This is a genomic window from Phyllobacterium endophyticum, from assembly GCF_003010935.1.
GTDB lineage: Bacteria > Pseudomonadota > Alphaproteobacteria > Rhizobiales > Rhizobiaceae > Phyllobacterium > Phyllobacterium endophyticum.
The window spans coordinates 230,277-251,929 of sequence record NZ_PGGN01000005.1 but is presented as its reverse complement, the minus strand read 5'-3'; the positions used below and the strand labels follow the sequence as shown (position 1 = coordinate 251,929).

Below are 21,653 nucleotides of genomic sequence, written 5' to 3'. Positions count from 1 at the left end.
TGGAGCAGATTTGAATGCTTCGAGATGACAAGAACGTTTTGCCGATGAAATCGGGTAATCCCGAACGACTCCCCGTGGTGATGCAAGGAGAGATGGTCGTTGGTTGTCCTATTGAGGATACGCTTGTTCTTGTGCTCGGTATCGGCAGCCTGACCGCCGAACAAGCCACTGTATTCCTCAACGGCGATCCCGCCATGAGCGTGAAGGTAAGCCTTGTCAGTTGGCCGCTCAAAGATGCGTCGCCCGCTGGCACCCATGGTTTCGTCGCGATCGTTCCGACCAACATTCTACGCCGCGGTTCGTTGAAGACGATCATGTTTCAGCACAAGGCCAACGTTACCCGCTATGCCTTTGCTAGCCGTGCAGCATCAACGGGCGAACTGATCGCCATGGTCACGGACCTCGCCGGCCCCAACCTTCCCTCCATTATCGACGGACTCGTGGAAGGCCTGATTTCGGGGCCGATCGGCCGCAAGAAGCTTTCGGCCATCACTGTTTTGTTGCAGGCGGGCGCCCGTTCCGACGGTTGTATCGAACTGATCGGCGGTAGCGATGAGGGCGAGATCTTCGTGCAGGGCTGGGCCCAGGACCTGACACCTTCCGTGACCCGGCTCCTGATCAGCGGCCGGTCACCGTCACTTGCCGAATGCGCCATCAGCGTTTTTGCACGACCCGACCTGAACGATCAATCTTCAGGTTTCGCGGGACTTCTGCTTGCAAGCGAACACGTCGAACCAAATGATATCGAGCGCCTGTTGTTTCGCGGCCGCCGGGGCTGGCGGTTCACCGAAGTTTACGACCGCCGCCTGATATCCGGAGCGCGTGAGACACCTGGTCATGTGCGGGCAATCCTCCCCCGCGTCCGCAGTTCGACGGAAATTCTTCTGCGAATGCGCTCTGCGGCAAATCGGTTCGATGGAACAGAAACTGTTTCCGGCCTGCCATTTCCCGTGCGCATGGGCATTGACCATGTGTTCCGTGTCGAGGGTAGCGGCCTGCTTGTCTCGGGCTGGCTGCTCGATCCCGACAACCATGTCGCAAAGGTCAAATTGCGCCGGCACCGCAGTGAGATGCACCTCGATGCAAATTGGACACGTATCGACAGGCCCGATGTCACGCGGGAGTTCGACAATAAGCCGCCGTTCAACGCCGGGCTGGATCCGAACCGGCATGCACATGGGTTCGTCGCGTTCGCTCCGGAGCTCGAGGGCGATAGCACGGCGCCTTTCTATATGGAGCTTGGCTTGAGTGACGGGCGGCGCGCCTTCCTGCCGTTGACCCCAACGCGCATTACGTCTCGGGACGCGGTTGTCCGGCAAATCCGCGCGATTGACCCGAATGCCTGGGCCCTCAGGCAGATTGTCGATCAACAACTCGTGCCCCTGTTACGCGGGGTGAACCGCCCTGCCCCTGAAATCTTCGGGGTCGTCGACCTCGGTTCGTTCGAAGACGTTCCCGGGCCAGCCCTGATTATTGGTGTTGACGAACGTGTCGAAGAGATAGCGCCGCTCATTGGCTTGCTGGCGCTCGATCCGGAGACGCGGCGAGCCCCTATCGTCGTTGCGGCAGCGACCGAGATTGTCGATCGTATTGGTGTTCAGGTGCGCCGGCTTGCGGATTTCTACGGCCTGCATCTGCGTCTCGTCTCGGCAAGCGGCTCGGAAGACCTCTACGATGCCTTGGAAGTCGGCGCCCGCGCCGTGACTAGCGAGACTGTGGTTTTCCTTGCAGCTTCGCTCCTCCCACGCAATGCCGGCTGGTTCAGCAAGTTGTTGGCGGCGTATGAAGCACGCAAGGATTGCGTGCTCTCCCCAACGCTTGCCTATGAAGATGACTCAATCCGCTGGGCCGGCACCTGGGTAGCGGGGGCACAGTCTGACCGGGCCCTGATCAGCCGCTATGCCGGATACCCGCTCGATGCGGTAACGGGAATGGCGACCACGGAAGTTGCAACTGCCACATTCGAATGTTGTGTCCTGCCGAGGAATGCCTTGTTCTCCGTCGATGGGTTCACACGCGGATACCTCGGTACGCATGAAAAGGGTCTGGATCTCGGTCTCAAGCTTAAACAAACCGGCCTGAAGTCCTATTGGCTGCCATCTGCGCAGATGCTGGGCTCCGACGACATATCGGTTGCGGACAAGGCGTCGACGATCGCACTCATCGAACGCATCGATCGTCAGGTATTCGACACTCGTTGGGCAAACATTCATAGGAACCGCCCCGCGTCGGTGGAGAAACCGGTATGACGGAACAACTTCGGGCTCTTGTGATATCGCACGCCCACCCGAGCATCTCGCTCGGTGGCGGCGAAATCGCATCTTACAATCTGCACAAAGGCCTGAACGCGTTGCCTGGCGTGCAGTCGGTCTATCTGGCGCGTGCCAGCCACCCGATCCCACGCCATGGCACGACGGCTCTGATGAGCTTGCGCCGCAGCAGCGATGAAATCCTGTTTCATGCGGACGAATACGACCATTTTTACCTGTCAAACAGCAACACCGATGAAATCCGGCGGGACCTCCTGCGTTTCGTTCGCGATTTCAACCCGCATGTCGTGCACTTTCACCATGTACTGGGCCTTGGTCTGGAAACTCTGTACGCCATCCGCGAGGCACTGCCGGACGCGGCAATCCTTCTGACGTTCCACGAATACCTGTCGATCTGTAACAATGACGGCCAGATGGTGAAGGCCGGTTCGTCGAAGCTTTGCACCGAGGCCTCCCCAATCGATTGCCACGCCTGCTTTCCCGACGTGCCGCCCGCCCGGTTTTTAAAGAGGGAGCGGCTAGTCCGCGGAATGCTCGAACTTGCCGACGCATTTGTGTCACCAAGCGTCTTTCTTGCGCGCACATATGCTGAGTGGGGCCTTGACCCGGACAAGTTGCATGTCATCGAGAATGGTATCTCGGTTGAAACCGTGACGCCGCCACGTGAACTGACAGGACCAAATCCCCGCCGCAACCGCTTCGCGTATTTTGGGCAAATGACACCCTATAAGGGCGTGGACGTTCTGGTCGACGCCGTGTCACGGGTTCCGGACGAAGTATGGGGCACAGATTCACGCCTGATGATTTTCGGCGGTAACCTCGAAAAGCAGCCGCGTGAATTCCAGGACCATATGGAAAAACTCATCAAAGAAGCGGGCTCCCGGGTTCGCTTCTATGGGGCTTACCAGAATTCGGAGATGCCACGCCTGATGGAGTCTGTCGATTGGGTCGTGGTTCCATCGATCTGGTGGGAAAACTCGCCCCTCGTCATCCAGGAAGCCTTGCATCACCGTCGCCCTGTTATCTGTTCCAACATTGGTGGAATGGCCGAAAAGGTCCGAGACGGACTGGATGGCCTGCACTTTCGGGTCCGCAGCGCCGAAGATCTGGCTGATCGCTTTACCGAGGTATTGAGCGACCCGCTGATCTGGAACCGTCTTCACCACAGTGCTCGCCAGCCGACGAACTGTATCGAAAGCGCCGAAGAACATGTTGCCCTCTATGGCGAGCTTCTTAAATCGCGTCGGCAAACACCAGTCGACATAGCCGCAGCGACCGACGTCGTTCTTCCGCGAGCAAGCTGAGATTTCACCAGCGTCGAATCCACGAGAAGGAAATTCTATGGCACGTGTACTCGTAATGATCCCATCAGGCGAGGTCTACGATCACGACAATGTTCGCTGGTACCAGCACAGCGATGTGCAGGGGAATATGGATCACTACCACAACATAGGTGATGCCTTTGTCTTCGACTCGTCACTGAAACTCATGAACTACGAAAAAATCGCCGAGTTGCCGATCATGCATCTCGATATGGATCACATCGATCGGCTGCGGGAGGAATATGATTATGTCATTCTGCGCGGCTCGAACTACGTGCATCAGCACATGGACTGGACCAACGCGATCCCGGTCCTGAAGCGCCTCGGATTGCCGGTCATTGCATTCGGCATCGGAGCTCAGGCGCCGGTCCAAGGTCAACTGCAACTCTCGGAACAAACGAAAACGGTCCTGAAAATAATAGCGGATTCAACTGTCTCGCTTGGCGTGCGCGGTGCCTATTCTGCGGAGGTCATGAACGACATCGGCATAAAGAACGTTCGAATCATCGGTTGTCCCACGGCGTTCCGCCGCAACGAGCCCGGGATGAAGATAACACTGCCGCCGCTTGAAGAGGTGCGCACTGTCGGGATCACCATCCGGCGTGAGGTTTCACCGACTTATGCTCGGGATATCGAGCGCTACCTGACGTTTCATCGCGACCTCGTCAAGGAAATGGCAGGTCGCTTCGACGCAACACTGATGGCACAGGGTGAAGTTGAAGAAAAGAAGCTGGTTTTTGGCACAATGGAGCAGAAGGAAGAGGCGATTGCGGCGCTGAAGGCGAACAAATGGGCCGCCGACTGGTATCTCGACGAGACTGTTGAGAGGCTGTACCGCACGCGCATGTTCTATTCCGATGTCGTTGCTGACTATGAGAACCTCGTCCGTTCGAAGGACCTCGTTCTCGGTTATCGTCTGCATGGCAATCTCATGGCTTTGGCCAACGGCGTGCCGTCGATCTACTTCACCTATGACAGCCGGACGGTGGAATTTGCCGAGACGTACCAGATACCAAAGTTCGACATATTCGCAGGCGGGACGTTCAGACTGGAGGATTATTGGGACCAGTCGCTTTTCGATAAATACAACCAGGCGTGGCATCGCACCTATGGCGAGATGCAACGGTTTCTAACCGAAAACGGTGTGGCTCACAAAATGCTGGAGACGGGTCAGATGGCGGATCCGGTTCGCCGGGTCGCGTAATGTGATCACGTCGTTCCTCTGAGGAACGCAGGCAAGAGCGACCCAGCCGTAATCGCCACAATCCTACGACATATTCCCCAACAGACTTACCAGGAGTTTCCCCCATGACCGTTCTTGTTACAGGTGGCGCAGGCTACATAGGCAGCCATATGGTGCTAGCATTGAAAGATGCCGGCAGGTCCGTTGTTGTTCTCGATGATCTGAGCTGCGGCTTCTCATGGCTTGTGCCAGAGGATGTCGCGTTCTGCGCGGGCGACGTGGGAGACCAGCCGCTCGTGCGCGCTTTGATTCGCAAGCACAATGTGACAGCGATACTGCATTTTGCGGGATCGATCGTCGTACCGGATTCGGTGCGGGATCCCCTCTTCTATTATCGTAACAATACAGTGCAATCGCGCGCGTTGATCGAAGCGGCCATTGCCGAGGGTGTGGGGCACTTCATATTCTCGTCCACGGCGGCCGTTTATGGGGAACCCGAAAAAACGCCGATCTCGGAAGAGATGCCGCATCAGCCGATTTCGCCCTATGGAACGTCCAAACTGATGACGGAGTGGATGCTACGCGACGCAGCAGTGGCTCATCCTGATTTCAATTATGTTGCGCTGCGCTACTTCAATGTGGCTGGTGCCGACCCACTCTTGCGTTCTGGACAATCGTTTCCGCGCGCAACCCATCTGATCAAGATTGCCAGCCAGGCTGCGACGGGTGAACGCTCGCATATCGAGGTTTACGGTAAAGATTACGCCACCACCGACGGGACCTGCGTCCGTGACTACATTCACGTCAGCGATCTTGCCCAGGCGCATCTCTGCGCGCTCAATTATCTGGAAGCCGGCGGCAAAAGCACGGCCGCGAATTGCGGATATGGCTACGGCTATTCGGTCCTGGAGATCATCGACGCGGTCAAGCGCGTGTCTGGCATCGACTTTCCGGTGCACATGGCCCCCCGCCGTGCCGGAGACCCCGCTATTCTGGTGGCGGGTAACGACCGGATCCGTAACGAATTCGGCTTTGTTGCCGGACGCGCAGACCTCGAGCTTATCGTTGGCGATGCCCTCGCCTGGGAACGCAAGTTGCAATCCATGAAAACGGACGAACCGGAAGAACGCGCCGCCGGTTAGCGTCACATCTATTTTCCATGACATCGGCGGCTTTTTTGGAGAGTCGCCGGTGCAGGTTCTGCGGTTTGCAGTGCCTCGATAATATTTTGGATTTTGAAGTAAATTACTTCAATGATTACTATAAGTTACGTCAAGAAGAAATTGTGAAAGCGGAATATTTTTATTGTTGCGCCGCAATATAAATCTGTGACAAGCTTCACGAAGTTGACACTATAGTTCCATAGAAATGCAGCTGATGCATGATGGGCCAAGGATGAGGAAATGACGGTTCAGACTTCGTACAAGCTATCGCCAGCTGCGAAATCCTTGAGAGAAATAGATCTGCTCAAAGAGCCAATCCTGCTTCGCATGGGCATCGACCATGACGAGATTCCGGATGGCCTTTCGAAAGCTGTGAAGATTCTGGGCTTCGAAGGCGTCAAGGATGACGCGGCTATCTTGTCAGACTCGTCCGGCCAAAAATTCGAGATGCACGAGGCTCCCTTGTGCACATTGGCGGTTCTTATCAATCCTGTTCACCGGGGTCGGGACAAGCGCCTCCTCGACTGGTTGAAAAGCCGTGGTATTGTTGACGAGCCAACTGTTTTCGAATGGCATTCCGGCAAAGAGATCGAGACCGCGGGTCTGATCATTCAAAAACTCGTCAGCCTGTTATCGTTCGACGCGAGAAAGATCACCCAGTCAAATCGTGAATTATTGGCTTTGCGCACGCTGAACGACAACCTGCAAAACAGGTTCGCGGCAGTCGAGAGTTTTGTCGACCGACAGGGTTTGCAGCCGTTCGACCTAGCCTTTTCGAACGAGCCTGTCAGCAGTTCCTCGCGCGCCAACGTGTTGGCCGATGCGTCTTACGATGGTCTGTCGCAAATTCTTCCCGTCGCCAGCGCCGGTGTCAGCGCCGTGGCCATCCATTTCGAGCGCCTGGTGCGGCGCGATGATGCCACGTTGAGCGCGCAACTGGTCACGCTTGAGGACATGTGTATTGTCGAAAGTTGGGAAGTGCCGCTTTCAAAGCTCGGCCAAGGCTGGAATTATCTTGGTCTGTCGCGAACCCTCGCCGGCTTGCGGCGGACCTTGAGCCTGCGCCTTCGTATCGACGGTATCGATGATGAGATGCCCCTCTTGTCACTTGGCGGCTTGCAGCCTCTCGAGATGTTTCAGGTGCGTGATGCGGCGAATGACAGCCCGCTCCTGAAGAACAGCCTTGCCCTGCAGATCTGGTGCGGCATGCCCGGAATTCTGCTGCCCAGCTGGGCCAACTATCTGCCGGCACAGTCCAGGGAGGCGGGAGACGGCGGGTTCCGGGAAATACCCATGGCAACAGGCATCCTCGAACTGGCTGACCTGTCCAATACGGACGAGATCTCGTTTGAATTCGCAGCGATCCTTCCCCTGCCTGAGGAACGAGCAATTGGCTGCCATCCGCCCTCATCCGGCGTAACAATCGGCCATATACCAGCGGCGTGCCCACCCAATATCTTGCGCGTCTCGTCCAGTGCGGTCATAGACAATGAGGAATCAAAGGACGTCGATTTTGCTCTGGTTATAGCAAGCGATATTCAGAATGCCCGGCAATTGCTGGATGAGCAAAGGCAACCGGTTTCCGGCGAGGGATTTTCCGGCTGGGTCAGCGTCGCGCCGGGTGAAGAGCCTCGGCTCAACGCCTTTATCACCGAGCAGGTGCGAGTGTGGCAGAATATCTACATTGCCACCCGGATGAAGAACAAGCCGGGCGACAATGCATTCGCCTGGGCCAAATTCCGCAACATCAGCCTCATGGTCAATGGATAATTTCATGCTGGACCAGATCAACCGCCTTCGGGAGCAGATCGCGACGCGATCTCAGTCCGGAATCGAGCCCGATCAACTACTCTCGCCCAGGGTTGCGGTTCTCATCCCAGCTTACAAGCATTCTGTCCTTCTTGCGGAGGCTCTCGAATCCGTGCTGGCCCAGGAAGCTCCTTTCGATATTGCCGCGGTAATCATCGATGACGGCTGTCCCTATCCGGAAACGGGCGAAGTCGGGCGAACCTATGCGCTCGCGCACCCAAACGTCTTTTACCTTCGCAAGGCGAATGGCGGCCTGAGCTCTGCTCGCAATTATGGCATCGAATTTGCGTTGCGAAACTTTCCCGATCTCGAAGCTGTCTACTTTCTGGATGCCGATAACCGTATTACGCGCACTGCTATCCGCGACATTCTCAGTTTCATGAAATCAGACGACAAGGTCGACTGGATCTATCCGAACATCGACAAGTTCGGCATTGAATGGAACGGAAACTACACAACGCAGTACTCGCGGCTTCTTCACCTGACCTTCGACAATATATGCGAGGCAGGCAGCCTGGTGTCGCGGCGCATGCTCGACGCCGGCGTGCGATTCGATGAAAGCATGAAAGCGGGCTTCGAGGACTGGGACTTTTGGCTGCAGGCGATCGGACGCGGTTTCCGCGGCGCCAACTATCCGTTCTTCGGTTTCGAATACCGGCAGCGTGCGGAGAGTATGCTTCGCGATTCCAACCGCACGCGCGAAGGCATCCTCACCTATATCAGGCAGAAGCACAAAAAGCTGTTTGCCGCGGAGACCCTGCTTGCCTGGGAGCATGAGGAAGCGCCGCGTTACGCCGCGATCGGCATGGGCAACTATGCTGTCGACATGTTCACCGATCCTTCGGTCGAACATGAAAAGTGCAGCCTGGAAGATTTTGTCACCCGTTTCTGGGCGGCAAAGGCCGAGCCGGAAACTTTCGGGGTTCCGCCTTTCCTCTTGTGGATGACTGCAGCACACAGGGATGCCCTGACGCGCCTTGGCTTGATACACAACCTGCTATGGCTGGGCGAGCGCGTTTCTCAAAAACACCATTTCGTTGCCATACGCTTCGAGCGGAGCAACGCCAAGGTTGGCATCGACATACGCAGGATCAGCGAAGCGGAGCCCCTCGCAGACAAGCCTTTTGGCTGGATGTGCACATTCGATATTTTTTCGACTTGCGCAGATGATGTGTCCGACGATTGGACGCGCTCGCTTCACAAGCCGGTTCCAAGCCCGAACATAGTGGAAATTGTGATCAGTGGCCCGTTCACCTCGCGTGAAATGCAGAGCACTGCCCTCTCGCCAACCAATGCGCTTCTGGCCACACTGGGTGCTCTGCGCGATTCCGGATATCGCCTGCAGTCAAAGAACCGTTGGCTCTGGAGATCGGTCTACTTCCCCAATCGTAGCCGTTATTTTGAATTGCTGCGGCATGCGGTGGGCGCCAAACCGGTGATGCCACGTCTCGCCCACGCCTCCAACCCGCTGCGCGTCGGCTTTCTTCTGCCTATTGGCAGCTTTGGCGGCGTCGAGAAAGTTGCATATGCAGTAGCGCAGGCATTGAAGAATGCAGGCTGCGAGGTGCATCTCTTCCTGCTTGGCAAGCCGGTTTATAACCGCATCCCCGAAAACGACGGCGTGTTCAAGACGGTCAACTTCCTCGCGGACGATTATCCGCTCTGGGGTGGTCCCAATCAGTTCGCCGGGCATGACTTGTTGATGGGGCATGACGAGGCCGCGAAAGCCGAGTTGATCACGGGCTTCCTTGCCGGGCTGGACGTAGTGATCAACAATCAGGCGGCTCCGGTGAACTCCATGCTGGGCGAACTTCGCCGCCGTGGCATGAAGGTGCTGAACTATGTTCACGTGCTCGATAAATCAAAGATGGGACGGGATGCCGGCCATCCCTATCTCACTCTCGCCTTCGAGCATGTGTATGACACCATCCTGACCTGTTCGAGAGACATGGCTGAATGGTTGCATGCAATGGGCGTTCCTAACGCCAAGCTCATGCACATACAGAATGCGGCGAGCTATGCATTGCCGCCGAGAGAGCAGGATGCGATCCTCAGCGCTCGGCGCAACAAGCCGCAGCGCGACAAGCTCAATGTTCTTTTTCTGGGGCGGCTAGACGCCCAAAAGGGAATAGAACGATTGTTCGCGTCTGTTCGCGAACTACGCCAACGCTCGGCACCGATCGATTGGAAGATCATCGGCAGCGATGTCATGGACGCTGGCGCCGGGGGGTCCTGGAAAGAACGTTTCGCTGAAATCGGTGTTCATGTTGAGCCTCCGGTTTTCTCAAGCCGACACCTGAACAAGGCCTTTGCATGGGCCGATGTCGTGGTATTGCCTTCGCGCTGGGAAGGCGCACCTCTGACCATCATAGAGGCGCAGAGGCTCGGTTGCGTACCGATCGCAACCTCAGTGGGCGCAGTCGGCGAACTCATCGACCACGGTGTTGATGGCCTGTTGATCGAATCGACGGACGACAATGTGATCAGCCGCGAACTTACTGAGATGATCATGGCATTGTCCGAGGATCGTGCCGCGTTGATCCGCCTCTCTGAAGCTGCCGCAGAGCGCGGCGGGTCGCTCGCATGGGAGCAAAGCGTCAAACCCGTGGTGCAACAATTGAAGTCGTGGTTCCCGGATAGGCTTGCTGCGCAACCGGTGGAAACCACGCTGAAACTCGCCGAACTGGCTGCTTTGCCGCCGCCGCCGGAACGGATGTCTCTTGTCGAAAGGGCGCCCCGTGAACCTGGATCCCGGCAACATGATGAGAATTTCGAAATGAGGCCGCTGCAGACTGCCGCTGCCGGATCACCCAGTTGAGTAATTTGAGGAACTAACGATGAAGAAACTTTTTGTTCTGAATGGTGGCGCCGCGGTCAAGCCAGGCAACAAATCCGCCTATCTGAAATTTGAAGATCCGCTTGCAGCCTTCAACAAGGGCGGCATCAATACCGGAGACGTTCTCGTCTATGACGCCACGCTCAAAGCGCTTGCCTATGACGACATCAAGAACGTGCAATTCTCGCACGCTGGAGACGAGAAACTGTGGCCGCAAGATGGAACCTATGATGCCACTGTCGTTCGCGGCTCAAACTACCTGACGGAGACGGTCGATCTCGCCCACGTGGTGCCGCTGCTCAAGAAGCTGAAAGGCCCAGTCGTCGCCATAGGGGTTGGCGCCCAAGCCGGCAAATACAAGAAGCTCAACGTGCCAAAGGGGACCGTCGAGGCGTGGAAGATCATTGCGGACAAGTGCGAGACGATCGGCGTTCGCGGCTTCTATAGCGCGGAAATATTCAATGATCTCGGCATCAAGAACGTGCGGGTGATCGGTTGCCCCAGTTTCTATCGTTCCTTGCGCCCCTCAATCACCATCAAATCCATCGATCCAGCCACTGCGCGGGTCGGTCTTACGCTGAACAAGTACCTTTCTGCCGACTATGCCAGCAACGCGACGAAGACGAACCGGATGCAGCGCGCATTGATAGACGCAGTCGCCAAGCGTCCTTCGAGCAAACTCTATTCGCAGGGCGAACGCGAAGAGACGCTTGCAATATTCTCCTCCGGCAAGGAGAAGCAGGATAATATCAAGGCAATCCTCACGAAGTTCAATCTGCTTGGCCACGCGGAAGCGGAAGAGATGCTCAACAATCGCATGAGCGCATTTTTCGATATCGAAGAATGGGCGGCCGACGCAGCGGCGAATGTAGACGTCATGGTGGGTTTCCGGCTGCATGGCAATGTGATTGCCCTTCACCAGGGGATACCCGCGGTGTTCTTCACCTACGATTCCCGTATCCGCGAATTGTCATCGCTGTTTGCGATTCCATCGATCGAGATCGAGGACTACCTGCCGATCAATCTGGAAAAGATGCTTGAAAAAGCTGATTTCTCCAAGGTGCAGCATATTTATCGCCTCAACTATGCCGAGTATCACCGCTTCCTGACCGAGAACAAGCTGAACCACGTGTTGCCAAAGCCCTTGGCTGCTCCTGCAGATAAACCGCTCTCGGTGCCCAATCTGGTGCAAGTTCCGCACAACATTCACGAGGCGGTGGCGTGGTTCCGCAGCGAGATCGACTTCATGACGGGAGAGGTGGAGACGTTGCGCAACCGCGCCTGGAATCTGGAGACCAGCCTTCGCAGCCTCAAGGAGGCTCCGGCAAAGGCTGTCGTATGATGCGAAACCGCGCGCAATTCAGCCGGCGTACTTTCCTGGGCCTTGCAGGTTTCGGAATCGCCTCGGCTGGATTGCTGGCGCGGCCGGCACTTGCTCAGGCGCTGTGCTCGGATTTACCTGCTCCGCTCCAACGGGCGAGCGGCACATGGCAACTGTCTTTCCATGATGATTTTACCGACAATGGCGGCTTCGACCGACGCTGGATGAAGGTGAATGACAGCGGCGGAGAGACAAAGAGCGTGCGCGTGCCCGGAAACGTTGCGATCTCTGGTGCCGGCCTCTCGTTGAAACTCGGGCGCAATACAGGCAAGCTCAGTGACAAGCGACCGTTTACAGGCGGTTACATAAGAACGCGCGATTTCCGCCAGTGTTATGGCTATTTCGAGTGTGAAATGAAAATCGCGAATGAACCTGGTGTCAATAATGCATTCTGGTTGACCTCGGTTCAAGAGAGCGAAGGCAGCACGCGTTTTGAACTCGACGTTGCGGAGGCCAAATATCCGAACCTGGTCCAGGTAACCGCCCGCCGCTGGCTTCCGGACAGGCAGGTTCTATCCAAAACCTATCGGCCCCGGCTGAAACTGGCCGATGCATTCCATCGTTACGGTATGTTTTGGAGCAAGGACCGGTTCCAGTTCTTCTTCGATGACCGGAAAATATACGAAGTCACAAATGCCTTCGCACATACGCCAGCGCAACTTCTTTTCAGCAATGCTGTCGCTTCATTCGCCGGCAAGGATGACGGCGATGTGGACGGTGCGGCAACGTCAGTCAGAAGTATTCGCGTTTTCCAGAACAGGGAGTGGCAAGACGTTCCACTCTGGAGGTGCTCATGAGTGATGATTTCGTATCCACGTCGCGTGCTGACAGAGCCAAGAAGTATCTTCTTGGCAAGGACGGGTGGATTTTCCTCGACCACGATTCAAACCGCGTCATCGACCAGATCACCGGCCGTCACTTGCTGGATCAGCAAGGCGTCGACGCCTGGCGAAAACTCATCCTCGACCGTGACCAGTATGTGGCTTCGATTGGTGCCCAGCATTTGATGTTCGTCGCTCCAAACAAGGAACTTGTCTATTCGGAACAGCTTCCCGACTGGGTGGAGATTGCCGAACAGCGTCCCATCCATCAGATCATGGCTGCGCTCGGCCCCAAGCGGGCCAAAAAAATCATTTATCCGCTTGATTCAATTCGTGCGGCCAACGAGCAAGCTCTGACCTATCCGAAGACGGATACACATTGGAGCGGATTTGGCGCCTATATCGGTTATCACGCCTTTTGCGCAGGTCTTTCAAACAGCGGCATAGAACCCCTTCGGATCGATAGTTCGCGGGTGTCCTTCGAGGAGGTGCCCTATATCGGGGATCTCGGCGTCAAATTCGAACCGCCGGTTTCCGCGCTCACCCTTTCCGCCCGTATCGAAGGAGCGAACGGCAGGCTCGCTTTCGATAATCGCATTCCGAACCGGGGCAGGATAAGAGTCTTCGTCAACAAGGATACTACCCTGCCCCGCTGCGTCATGTTTGGAGACTCGTTCGGCGGGAACCTGTTGCCGTTCCTCAAGGAGAGTTTCAGCATACTTGTCTATGTCTACGGCAAATCATTTGATCGCGAGTTGATAGAGGCTTACCAGCCCGATGTCGTACTTTCGCAATTTGTCGAGCGGTTTCTCATCGAGCCGCCGGTCGATACCCCGAGCTTCACCTATGCTTCGGTGATCCGTACCAAGCTGAAGCTCCTGTCGAAGGACGATCTGGTCTTCGTGACAGAACAGGCAGCGAACATCGAAACGGCCGTATTTCCGCTTCGTGCGATTTACCAGAGCCTGCTATGCGCGCATAGCGGCAGGGCCATTCCTCCTGATCTCGTTGCGGCGCTGAAAGATCGTCATCCGGATAATTCGGAAGCACAGCACATGGTCTCGGTTGAGCTGTCCCGGCTCGGCGAACGGCTCGACGAGGCCCGTGTCTATGCCGAACGCGCCGTCAAGACGGAACCCTGGAGCGCGCGTGCCCGGCACCAGCTGGCTTTGACCCTGATGCGGCTTGAACAATCCAACGAGGCCGAGGCACAACTAAGAAAGGCGATCGAGCTCGATCGAACTGTCGAGTGGTGGAACTATCAATTGGCACAGATACTCTTCCGGCAGCAAAAATACGGTCCTTGCACCGAAGCCTTGCACGAATACATTGCCCGGCGGCCGGACTCTTCCGATGCGTGGCAATTGCTGGGACGTTGCCATGAGGCATTGAGCAACATCGAAGACGCCGCCGAGGCCTTTGTACGCGCGTCGGACGCCCGGCCGGAGTGGACTTGGCCGCTGCTCAAGCTCGCCAATCTTCGCGTCCGCAGCAAAACCGATCCGGAACAGGGTCTGGTCGCAACGGATCGCCTGCTGGAAATGGTCTTTCAGGCGCGAGAGCGGGCGGAAATCTACATGCTGCGATCGCAGCTTCATGAGGTAAACGGGCAAAAGGATAAGGCAATCGAGGCTGCCATGCGGAGCAACGAACTTGTGCCGGATTGGGAATGGGCAAAGACGACGCTGATGCGGTTGAACGCGCAAAGAAAACGACGTCAGATCGTCTGATCGAACCGTTTCGAGCGCTGCCGAGGATGCCTTCCGGAACGCCGATGCACATGTTGGTCAAGGATCGCCTCGATACGGTTGCAGACGATAGTGGATGAACCCACTCAACTTATTGTATTTATTGAGCAATTTACTCCGGTTATTCTTTAGAATTCTTCTAATATATTGTTATTGCTTCGCTTTTGGCGACGGTCTATGACTCCGGCGGCGCTTTAACCTGTCTTCAGGGTCGACAAAGGTCCGCCGAGGGTCTGACTAATGCTGGTTCCTTTTCTGATAATGCTGCGAGAAGGCGTCGAGGCGGCGCTGATTGTCGGCATCGTCGCGAGTTACCTGAAGCAGACCGGACGCGGGGCCTGGATGCCCGCGGTATGGGTGGGGATTCTGCTCGCCATGGCGCTGTCCCTCTTTGTCGGAGCCGGGTTGCAACTGGTCAGCGCGGAGTTCCCCCAGAAGGCCCAGGAGTTCTTCGAGGCCATCGTAGGGCTGATCGCCGTTCTCGTTTTGACGTCAATGGTCTTCTGGATGCGCAAGGCGGCTCGCTCGATCAAATCCGAGCTCCACCATTCGATCGATGCGGCGCTGTCGCATTCCACCGGACAGGCATCCGCGCTGATTGGGCTGGTGTTTTTCGCAGTGGCGCGTGAGGGACTGGAATCGGTGTTTTTCCTCCTCGCTATTTTTCAGCAGAGTACAAACAACGATGCGCCGTTAGGCGCTCTTCTCGGCATCCTCGTGTCGATCGTACTTGGTTTCGGGATTTATTTCGGCGGTGTCAGGATGAACCTTCGCCGGTTCTTCTTCTGGACAGGACTTTTCATTCTTCTGGTCGCCGCGGGAATCCTTGCGGGCTCGCTGCGTCACTTCCATGAAGCCGGTGTCTGGAACAGAATGCAGACCATTGTCTTCGACTTCAGCAATGTCCTTCCGGTCAGCAGTCCCCTCGGAACCTTGCTCTCCGGCATGTTCGGATATCAGGACACGCCGACACTGGGAGAGGTTATCGCCTATCTCACATTCCTTGCGCTGAGCGTCTTCATGTTCCTGCGTCCCGCGGGCAGGCATACCGTCGCCGCTCAAGCGTCCCATTGACGAGAAGAAAGATTTCATGACGCCAGCTCCCGGACCGAGTGCCCCCCTCCCCTCTTCGCAGAGGCTGATGAAGCTGGCGGTTGCCGGGGCTGCGCTTCTCGTGGTTGCGGGCGGGGCGGCATTCTATTACGCGTCAAAAGGGACCAAGTCGGCCAACCCTGGTGAGTCGATCACAGTCACAATCAACGATAGCGCCTGCGATCCCAACGAGATAACGGTGCCGGCCGGGCGTTCGACCTTCAGGATCGTCAACAATTCCAACCGGGCGCTCGAATGGGAAATCCTTGACGGCGTTATGGTGCTGGAAGAACGCGAGAACATCGTTCCGGGGTTTACCCAAACTATGCAGGCGAAGCTCAAGGCGGGAACCTATGATATTACCTGCGGTCTTCTCAGCAATCCGCGCGGCACACTGCACGTGACGCCTTCAGCGGAGTCGGAGGCCGAAGCTGCGCGCCCTGCGCTGGTATCGTTCATCGGGCCACTGGCTGAATTCCAGGTGTTCATGGTCACACAGGCCAATGCGCTGGTAAAGGCAACACAGGCGCTCGATGAAGCGGTCAAGGCTGGCGATCTGGAAAAGGCGCGGCAATCCTACCAGAAAGCGCGTGCTCCCTATAAGCAGATCGAGCCGATGGCCGATCTGTTCGCCGATCTGCACAATTCCATCAATCCGGTGGCCGATTACCTCGAAAAACGCGAGGATGATCCAGGCTTTACCGGGTTCCACCGCATCGAATACGGACTCTATGCGAAGAACAGCGTGGATGGCCTGGCTCCTGTCTCGGATAAATTGCTGGCTGATGTGACGGCGCTGAAGGACCGGATACGCGGCCTGCGAATTCCGCCTGAGCAGATCGCCAAGGGTGCGAGCCGGCTTGTCGGACAGATTGCCGACAGCAAGGTCACCACAGGAGAGGATCACTATTCGCAAACAGACCTTTTGGACTTCGAGGCCAATGTCGCAGGTGTCTCCCGCATGATGGCACTTTTGAAGCCGGTGGCGGTGCAGGCCGCACCCCTCGTAGTCTCCGACATTGACAGCCGGCTAACCGATACGAACAGCGCGTTGACCGCACTGAAAGGTGCGGACGGCTATCCGGCCTATGACAAGGTGGATGCGGACACCCGCAAGGTGCTGGCGCAGAAGATGCAGAGCCTTGCGGAAGCGATCGGCAAACTCAATGCGGCCGTGGGACTGGAGTAGCGCGATGGCGACAGATGAAACCAAATTGATTACCACACGGCGCGGCCTGCTGTTCGGCGCCGGCGTCGCTGGCAGCGCCCTTGCGGCGGGACTGACGAGTGCCCACTCTGTACAGAAGCAGGGCGAACAGGTGGCCGATGCGCCCGTGAGCGACAAGACGCAGGAGCGTCAATCCTTCTATGGTCCGCATCAGGCGGGTATCGTCACCCCTCGCCCGGCGGCTGGCATGATTGCCTCGTTTCATGTGCTGGCGCAAACGCCCGATGATGTGGAACGCTTGTTCAGGACACTCTCCGGCCGCATCGCCTTTCTCATGCAGGGTGGCACCCCGCCCGAGCTCGATGACAAGCTGCCTCCGGCAGATTCGGGGCTGCTCGGCCCCGTTGTCCCTCCGGACAATCTGACGATCACGGTTTCCCTCGGCTCGTCGTTTTTCGACCAGCGGGACTGGCTGGCGCCGTACAAGCCGTTGCGGTTGTCACGCATGAAAGCGTTTCGCAATGACGCGCTGGATGCCGATCTGTGCCACGGGGATCTGGCGCTGCAGATCAGTTCCAACACGCCTGACACCAACATCCATGCCCTGCGCGACATATTGAAGAACCTGCCCGACCTGATGGTGCTGCGCTGGAAGCAGGAAGGCTCTGTGCCGGTTCTGCCACCCAAGCCCGACGGAACGCATGAAAGCGCACGCAACTTTCTCGGCTTCCGCGATGGCTCGGCCAATCCAGATGCCACCGATGCGCCGCTGATGGACAAGATCGTCTGGGTGGCCGAGGAAAGCGATGAGCCTGACTGGGCACGCGGCGGAACTTACCAAGCGGTGCGTATCATCCGCAATTTCGTTGAGCGCTGGGACCGCACGCCGCTGGGCGAACAGGAGCGCATCATAGGCCGTAAAAAGCCTACGGGCGCGCCCTATGGCGGCCATACGGAGCATGATGTGCCGGACTATTCCAAGGACCCGGACGGCGCGATAACGCCGCTCGATGCGCATATCAGACTTGCAAACCCGCGAACGAAGCAATCGGATTCAAATCTCATTCTTCGCCGTCCGTTCAATTATTCAAACGGCGTGAGCAAATCCGGCCAGCTGGAGCAGGGTCTGCTCTTCATCTGCTACCAGGCTGATCTGGAGAAGGGCTTCATTGCCGTTCAGAAGCGGCTCGATGGCGAGCCGCTGGAGGAGTATATCAAGCCGATTGGCGGCGGCTTCTTCTTCACGCCACCCGGCCCCAGGGACGAAGCGGACTTCGTCGGCCGGACATTACTCGAAGCAGCGGGGCACGCAGTGACCCGCCTCAAATCTTAAAGGGGACTAGGATGAAACTGACAACAGCACTTTCCGCAAGCCTGTTCGCCGTGACGGCTGCCATGATACCGCGTGCCGCCATGGCGGACGTGTCGCCGCTCGATCTGGTTGGCCCGATCGCCGACTACAAAATCTATGTTTCAGAGAACCTCGAAGTTCTCGTGACGGACACGAAGGCATTCACAGATGCGGTCAAGGCAGGTGATCTCGAAAAAGCCAAATCCCTCTTCGGCTCCACCCGCATGAGCTATGAAGCCATCGAACCAATCGCGGAGCTCTTCAGCGATCTCGATGGTTCAATCGATTCTCGCGCGGACGACCACGAGAAGGCGGAAAAGGATCCGGAGTTCACGGGCTTTCACCGCATCGAGTACGGCCTGTTTGCGGAGAACAGCACCAAGGACCTCGCGCCTTTCGCCGACAAGCTGATGGCCGACGTCACCGAACTCAACAAGCGCATCACCGACCTGACATTGCCGCCCGAGAAGGTGGTGGGTGGAGCGGCCGCGCTCATGGAAGAAGTCGCCGCTACGAAGATTTCCGGCGAAGAAGACCGCTACAGCCATACGGACCTTTGGGATTTTAAGGCGAATTTCGATGGCTCGCGCAAGATCTTCGAACTCGTGCGTCCGCTCGTCGAGAAGGATGACAGCGCATTCGTCATCAAGGTTTCGGGTAACTTCGACAAGGTCGACAAGACCTTGGCGAAGTACAAGACCGAACAGGGCTATGAGCTCTATGACAAGCTGACCGATGACGACCGTGCGGTTCTGGCCGCTGCGGTCAATACGCTTGCCGAGGACCTGTCGACACTGCGTGGCAAGCTTGGCCTCAATTAATCAGCGCGCCTACTGGACTCACTCCCAGTTCTGGGCTTCTGTTGAACCTTGCTGGTCACCCCCACGGGTGGCCAGCCTCAAGGCAGCCCACAGCCCACCCGCATCGAGCTGTTGAGCCCCCTCCCCTCCTCCTGAGGCGCAAAAGTTTACTGCAGTAAAATCGCAGGTTCGCGGCGGATGATTGGTCGTAAAGCACTTGGTTCAGCCCATCCAGTTTAGTAAAGTTGTTAGCTTCGCACGCGTTAACCTTTTGTTAACCTAAAAAATCTTGCCGGATCAATCGAATCGGAGCTTAATAGCGGTTCTTAAAAGGATTGCTTTGAAAAAGCGCTATTAGAGGTTTCGACTCCGATGAATATCGCACTACCTCTGCCCAAGTTCGAGTTCGATGACAAGATACTCGATCAGGGCGCGGAGATCTCGCGCAGGCTAAATCAGCTTCGGATGGAAAAATTCCCCCCGAATGCGAAGAAGACATTGCGGCAGTTTTCCATGGCGGAGGTCGCGCACTATCTGGGCGTGACGCAGAACAATCTCAAGCGCCTGCATCTCGAGGGGAAGGGTCCCGTCCCTGCTCAAGCTTCCTCGGGGCGTCGCTCCTATACGGCGGAGCAGATGCTGGAACTTCGGCATTATCTCGACCGCAACGGTCGCACCGAGGTCAAGAAATATGTTCCGCATCGCAAGTCCGGGGACAAGCTGCAAGTTATTGCCGTAGTCAATTTCAAGGGTGGATCGGGCAAGACCACCACTGCGGCGCATCTTTCGCAATATTTGGCGTTGACGGGTCATCGCGTCCTGGCCGTCGATCTCGATCCACAGGCGTCGCTATCGGCGCTGCACGGTTTTCAGCCGGAGCTTGATCGAAACCTGTCGCTCTACGAAGCCATCCGTTATGACGACGAGCGCAAACCGATCGCTGAGGTCATCGTCCCGACGAATTTCCCTGGACTTGATATTATTCCGGCCAATCTTGAATTGCAGGAATACGAGTATGACACGCCGCTCGCCATGCAGGACAAGGCCTCGCGCGACGGCAGGCAGTTCTTCACCCGTATCGCAAGTGCGCTCGAGGAAGTCGATGACCGCTATGATGTGGTCGTGATCGATTGCCCGCCGCAACTCGGTTATCTGACACTCACTGCGATGTCGGCGGCAACCTCGGTGCTGATCACCGTGCATCCTCAGATGCTCGATCTTATGTCTATGTCGCAATTCCTCTTGATGCTTGGCGGCATCCTTAAAACTGTCAAGCAAGCGGGTGCACGCGTGGAGCTGGACTGGTTCCGCTATCTCATCACCAGATATGAACCGACCGATATTCCGCAGGCGCAGATGGTCGGCTTCATGCAGTCCATGCTCGCCGAGGAAATTCTTGCCAACCCCATGCTGAAGTCGACCGCCATTTCCGATGCCGGTCTGACCAAGCAGACACTTTACGAGGTTGAAAAGACCAGCTTCACCAGAACAACCTATGAACGTGCAATCGAAGCGCTGGATTCCGTGAATGCGGAAATTACGGCGCTTGTGCACAGGGCTTGGGGGCGCTGACATGACGTGTTGTTTTACTGCGGTAAAAACTTCGGTTTTCTCGTTGGAGATCAAGCTATTGCGCAAAGACGGGAGCAGATAGATGGCCCGTAAGGACATATTCAGCAGTGTTATGAACCCGGCGCCTGCACGGGCGGAACGGAACGAGGCTTTGTCCTACGTGGTGAGCGGAGCCTCGCGTTCGATCAAGAGCTCGTTCGAGGAACTCGCCAAGGGCAGTGTTGTCGAACTTGATCCGGAGATCATTGACGGCTCCTTCGTTACGGACCGGATCGATGATGACGATGAAGCGTTTCAGGAGCTGCTTGCAGCGGTCAAAGAGCGGGGGCAAGACTCTCCTATTCTGGTCCGTCCGCATCCCTCAGCACCCGGCCGCTATCAAGTTGTATTCGGACATCGTCGCGTCAAGGTTGCGAGAGCGCTTGGCAGGCAGGTTCGCGCGGTGGTCAAGCCGATGGCGGACCAGGACCATGTGATCGCGCAAGGTCAGGAGAATGCCGCCCGCTCGAATCTCTCATTCATTGAGCGCACGCTGTTTGCCAAACGCCTTGCCGATCTTGGTTACGATCAAACGGTCATCAAGTCGGCGCTGGCGCTTGATGCCACGACCTTCTCCAAGATGCAGTCCGTTGCTTCCCATGTACCCGAAGCCGTCATCCTGGCCATTGGGTCGGCCAAGGCGACGGGGAGGGATCGTTGGTGGCAATTGTCCAAGCTGATGCAGGTGCCAGGTAATGCAGACAAGGCACTGGCGTTTGTGATGTCCAATGACTTTGCGGCGGAGACAGGCGATGCCCGTTTCTCCCAAGTTTCGGATTTCCTCGCCAAATCGAAACGCACTGTGAGTTCCGGTGCAGCGGCGTCGAAAACTTGGGCGGCAAAGGATAAATCCGTCAACGCTGCGATCAAGGATAGTGGCAAGGCTTTTACCCTTGCGTTGAAGGCGAAGAATGCCTCGCGCTTCGGTGCATATATTACCGATCATCTGGATGAGCTCTACCGGGCCTTCCAGGAAATCCAGTCATCCAAACCGGGAGATTAATCCGCAAAAGAAAAAAGCCCACCTCAACATCGCTGTCTCGGAAGGCTTCTCTCATATCTCTAGCAGGATCGAGAATCGCATTTCCCCGAATCAGT

Annotated in this window: 15 protein-coding genes; all 15 read left to right on the top strand. The window is 56.7% G+C overall.

Annotated features, from left to right (window positions below; all coding sequences use genetic code 11):
• Nucleotides 1–14 precede the first annotated feature (14 nt).
• The gene (locus tag CU100_RS22835) at nt 15–2,249 is read left to right on the top strand and encodes a hypothetical protein (RefSeq protein ID WP_106718928.1); all 2,235 of its coding nucleotides are present in this window, start codon (nt 15–17) and stop codon (nt 2,247–2,249) included.
• Entirely contained in the window at nt 2,246–3,574 is a 1,329-nt protein-coding gene (locus CU100_RS22830; protein WP_106718927.1) for a glycosyltransferase family 4 protein, read from the top strand. The genes CU100_RS22835 and CU100_RS22830 overlap by 4 nt, the downstream gene beginning before the upstream one ends.
• Nucleotides 3,575–3,611: 37 nt before the next feature.
• Nucleotides 3,612–4,796, top strand: coding sequence for a polysaccharide pyruvyl transferase family protein (locus tag CU100_RS22825; RefSeq protein WP_106718926.1), 1,185 nt, complete (start codon nt 3,612–3,614; stop codon nt 4,794–4,796).
• A gap of 104 nt (nt 4,797–4,900) precedes the next feature.
• Nucleotides 4,901–5,917 carry a UDP-glucose 4-epimerase GalE gene (galE, locus tag CU100_RS22820; RefSeq protein WP_106718925.1) on the top strand — a complete coding sequence of 339 codons (1,017 nt, stop codon included), beginning with the start codon at nt 4,901–4,903 and terminating at the stop codon, nt 5,915–5,917.
• A gap of 261 nt (nt 5,918–6,178) precedes the next feature.
• Nucleotides 6,179–7,708 (top strand): DUF6212 domain-containing protein, encoded by a 1,530-nt coding sequence (locus CU100_RS22815; RefSeq protein WP_106718924.1) that lies wholly within the window; start codon nt 6,179–6,181, stop codon nt 7,706–7,708.
• A 4-nt stretch (nt 7,709–7,712) separates the two neighbouring features.
• On the top strand, nt 7,713–10,565 hold the full coding sequence (locus CU100_RS22810) for a glycosyltransferase (RefSeq protein ID WP_106718987.1): 2,853 nt from the start codon (nt 7,713–7,715) through the stop codon (nt 10,563–10,565).
• Nucleotides 10,566–10,584: 19 nt separating this feature from the next.
• Entirely contained in the window at nt 10,585–11,925 is a 1,341-nt protein-coding gene (locus CU100_RS22805; RefSeq protein ID WP_106718923.1) for a polysaccharide pyruvyl transferase family protein, read from the top strand.
• Entirely contained in the window at nt 11,922–12,761 is an 840-nt protein-coding gene (locus CU100_RS22800) for a glycoside hydrolase family 16 protein (RefSeq protein ID WP_106718922.1), read from the top strand. The genes CU100_RS22805 and CU100_RS22800 overlap by 4 nt, the downstream gene beginning before the upstream one ends.
• On the top strand, nt 12,758–14,515 hold the full coding sequence (locus CU100_RS22795) for an alginate O-acetyltransferase AlgX-related protein (RefSeq protein ID WP_106718921.1): 1,758 nt from the start codon (nt 12,758–12,760) through the stop codon (nt 14,513–14,515). Before CU100_RS22800 ends, CU100_RS22795 begins: the two co-directional genes overlap by 4 nt.
• A gap of 258 nt (nt 14,516–14,773) precedes the next feature.
• Complete coding sequence (gene efeU / locus CU100_RS22790; RefSeq protein WP_106718920.1) at nt 14,774–15,607, top strand: iron uptake transporter permease EfeU; 834 nt, start codon at nt 14,774–14,776, stop codon at nt 15,605–15,607.
• A 16-nt stretch (nt 15,608–15,623) separates the two neighbouring features.
• Nucleotides 15,624–16,814: an iron uptake system protein EfeO gene (efeO, locus tag CU100_RS22785; RefSeq protein ID WP_106718919.1), complete on the top strand. Its 1,191-nt coding sequence runs from the start codon at nt 15,624–15,626 to the stop codon at nt 16,812–16,814.
• Nucleotides 16,815–16,818: 4 nt separating this feature from the next.
• Complete coding sequence (efeB, locus tag CU100_RS22780; protein ID WP_106718918.1) at nt 16,819–18,126, top strand: iron uptake transporter deferrochelatase/peroxidase subunit; 1,308 nt, start codon at nt 16,819–16,821, stop codon at nt 18,124–18,126.
• Between the two features lie 11 nt (nt 18,127–18,137).
• Nucleotides 18,138–18,965, top strand: coding sequence for an iron uptake system protein EfeO (gene efeO / locus CU100_RS22775; RefSeq protein WP_106718917.1), 828 nt, complete (start codon nt 18,138–18,140; stop codon nt 18,963–18,965).
• A gap of 351 nt (nt 18,966–19,316) precedes the next feature.
• Complete coding sequence (repA, locus tag CU100_RS22770; RefSeq protein ID WP_106718916.1) at nt 19,317–20,516, top strand: plasmid partitioning protein RepA; 1,200 nt, start codon at nt 19,317–19,319, stop codon at nt 20,514–20,516.
• Nucleotides 20,517–20,598: 82 nt separating this feature from the next.
• Nucleotides 20,599–21,558 (top strand): plasmid partitioning protein RepB, encoded by a 960-nt coding sequence (gene repB, locus CU100_RS22765; RefSeq protein ID WP_106718915.1) that lies wholly within the window; start codon nt 20,599–20,601, stop codon nt 21,556–21,558.
• The last annotated feature ends 95 nt before the right edge of the window (nt 21,559–21,653 follow it).

Coding starts and splice junctions, on each gene's coding strand:
- CU100_RS22835 (WP_106718928.1), top strand. CDS start 15: ATGCTTCGAGATGACAAGAACGTTTTGCCGATGAAATCGGGTAATCCC.
- CU100_RS22830 (WP_106718927.1), top strand. CDS start 2,246: ATGACGGAACAACTTCGGGCTCTTGTGATATCGCACGCCCACCCGAGC.
- CU100_RS22825 (WP_106718926.1), top strand. CDS start 3,612: ATGGCACGTGTACTCGTAATGATCCCATCAGGCGAGGTCTACGATCAC.
- galE (WP_106718925.1), top strand. CDS start 4,901: ATGACCGTTCTTGTTACAGGTGGCGCAGGCTACATAGGCAGCCATATG.
- CU100_RS22815 (WP_106718924.1), top strand. CDS start 6,179: ATGACGGTTCAGACTTCGTACAAGCTATCGCCAGCTGCGAAATCCTTG.
- CU100_RS22810 (WP_106718987.1), top strand. CDS start 7,713: ATGCTGGACCAGATCAACCGCCTTCGGGAGCAGATCGCGACGCGATCT.
- CU100_RS22805 (WP_106718923.1), top strand. CDS start 10,585: ATGAAGAAACTTTTTGTTCTGAATGGTGGCGCCGCGGTCAAGCCAGGC.
- CU100_RS22800 (WP_106718922.1), top strand. CDS start 11,922: ATGATGCGAAACCGCGCGCAATTCAGCCGGCGTACTTTCCTGGGCCTT.
- CU100_RS22795 (WP_106718921.1), top strand. CDS start 12,758: ATGAGTGATGATTTCGTATCCACGTCGCGTGCTGACAGAGCCAAGAAG.
- efeU (WP_106718920.1), top strand. CDS start 14,774: ATGCTGGTTCCTTTTCTGATAATGCTGCGAGAAGGCGTCGAGGCGGCG.
- efeO (WP_106718919.1), top strand. CDS start 15,624: ATGACGCCAGCTCCCGGACCGAGTGCCCCCCTCCCCTCTTCGCAGAGG.
- efeB (WP_106718918.1), top strand. CDS start 16,819: ATGGCGACAGATGAAACCAAATTGATTACCACACGGCGCGGCCTGCTG.
- efeO (WP_106718917.1), top strand. CDS start 18,138: ATGAAACTGACAACAGCACTTTCCGCAAGCCTGTTCGCCGTGACGGCT.
- repA (WP_106718916.1), top strand. CDS start 19,317: ATGAATATCGCACTACCTCTGCCCAAGTTCGAGTTCGATGACAAGATA.
- repB (WP_106718915.1), top strand. CDS start 20,599: ATGGCCCGTAAGGACATATTCAGCAGTGTTATGAACCCGGCGCCTGCA.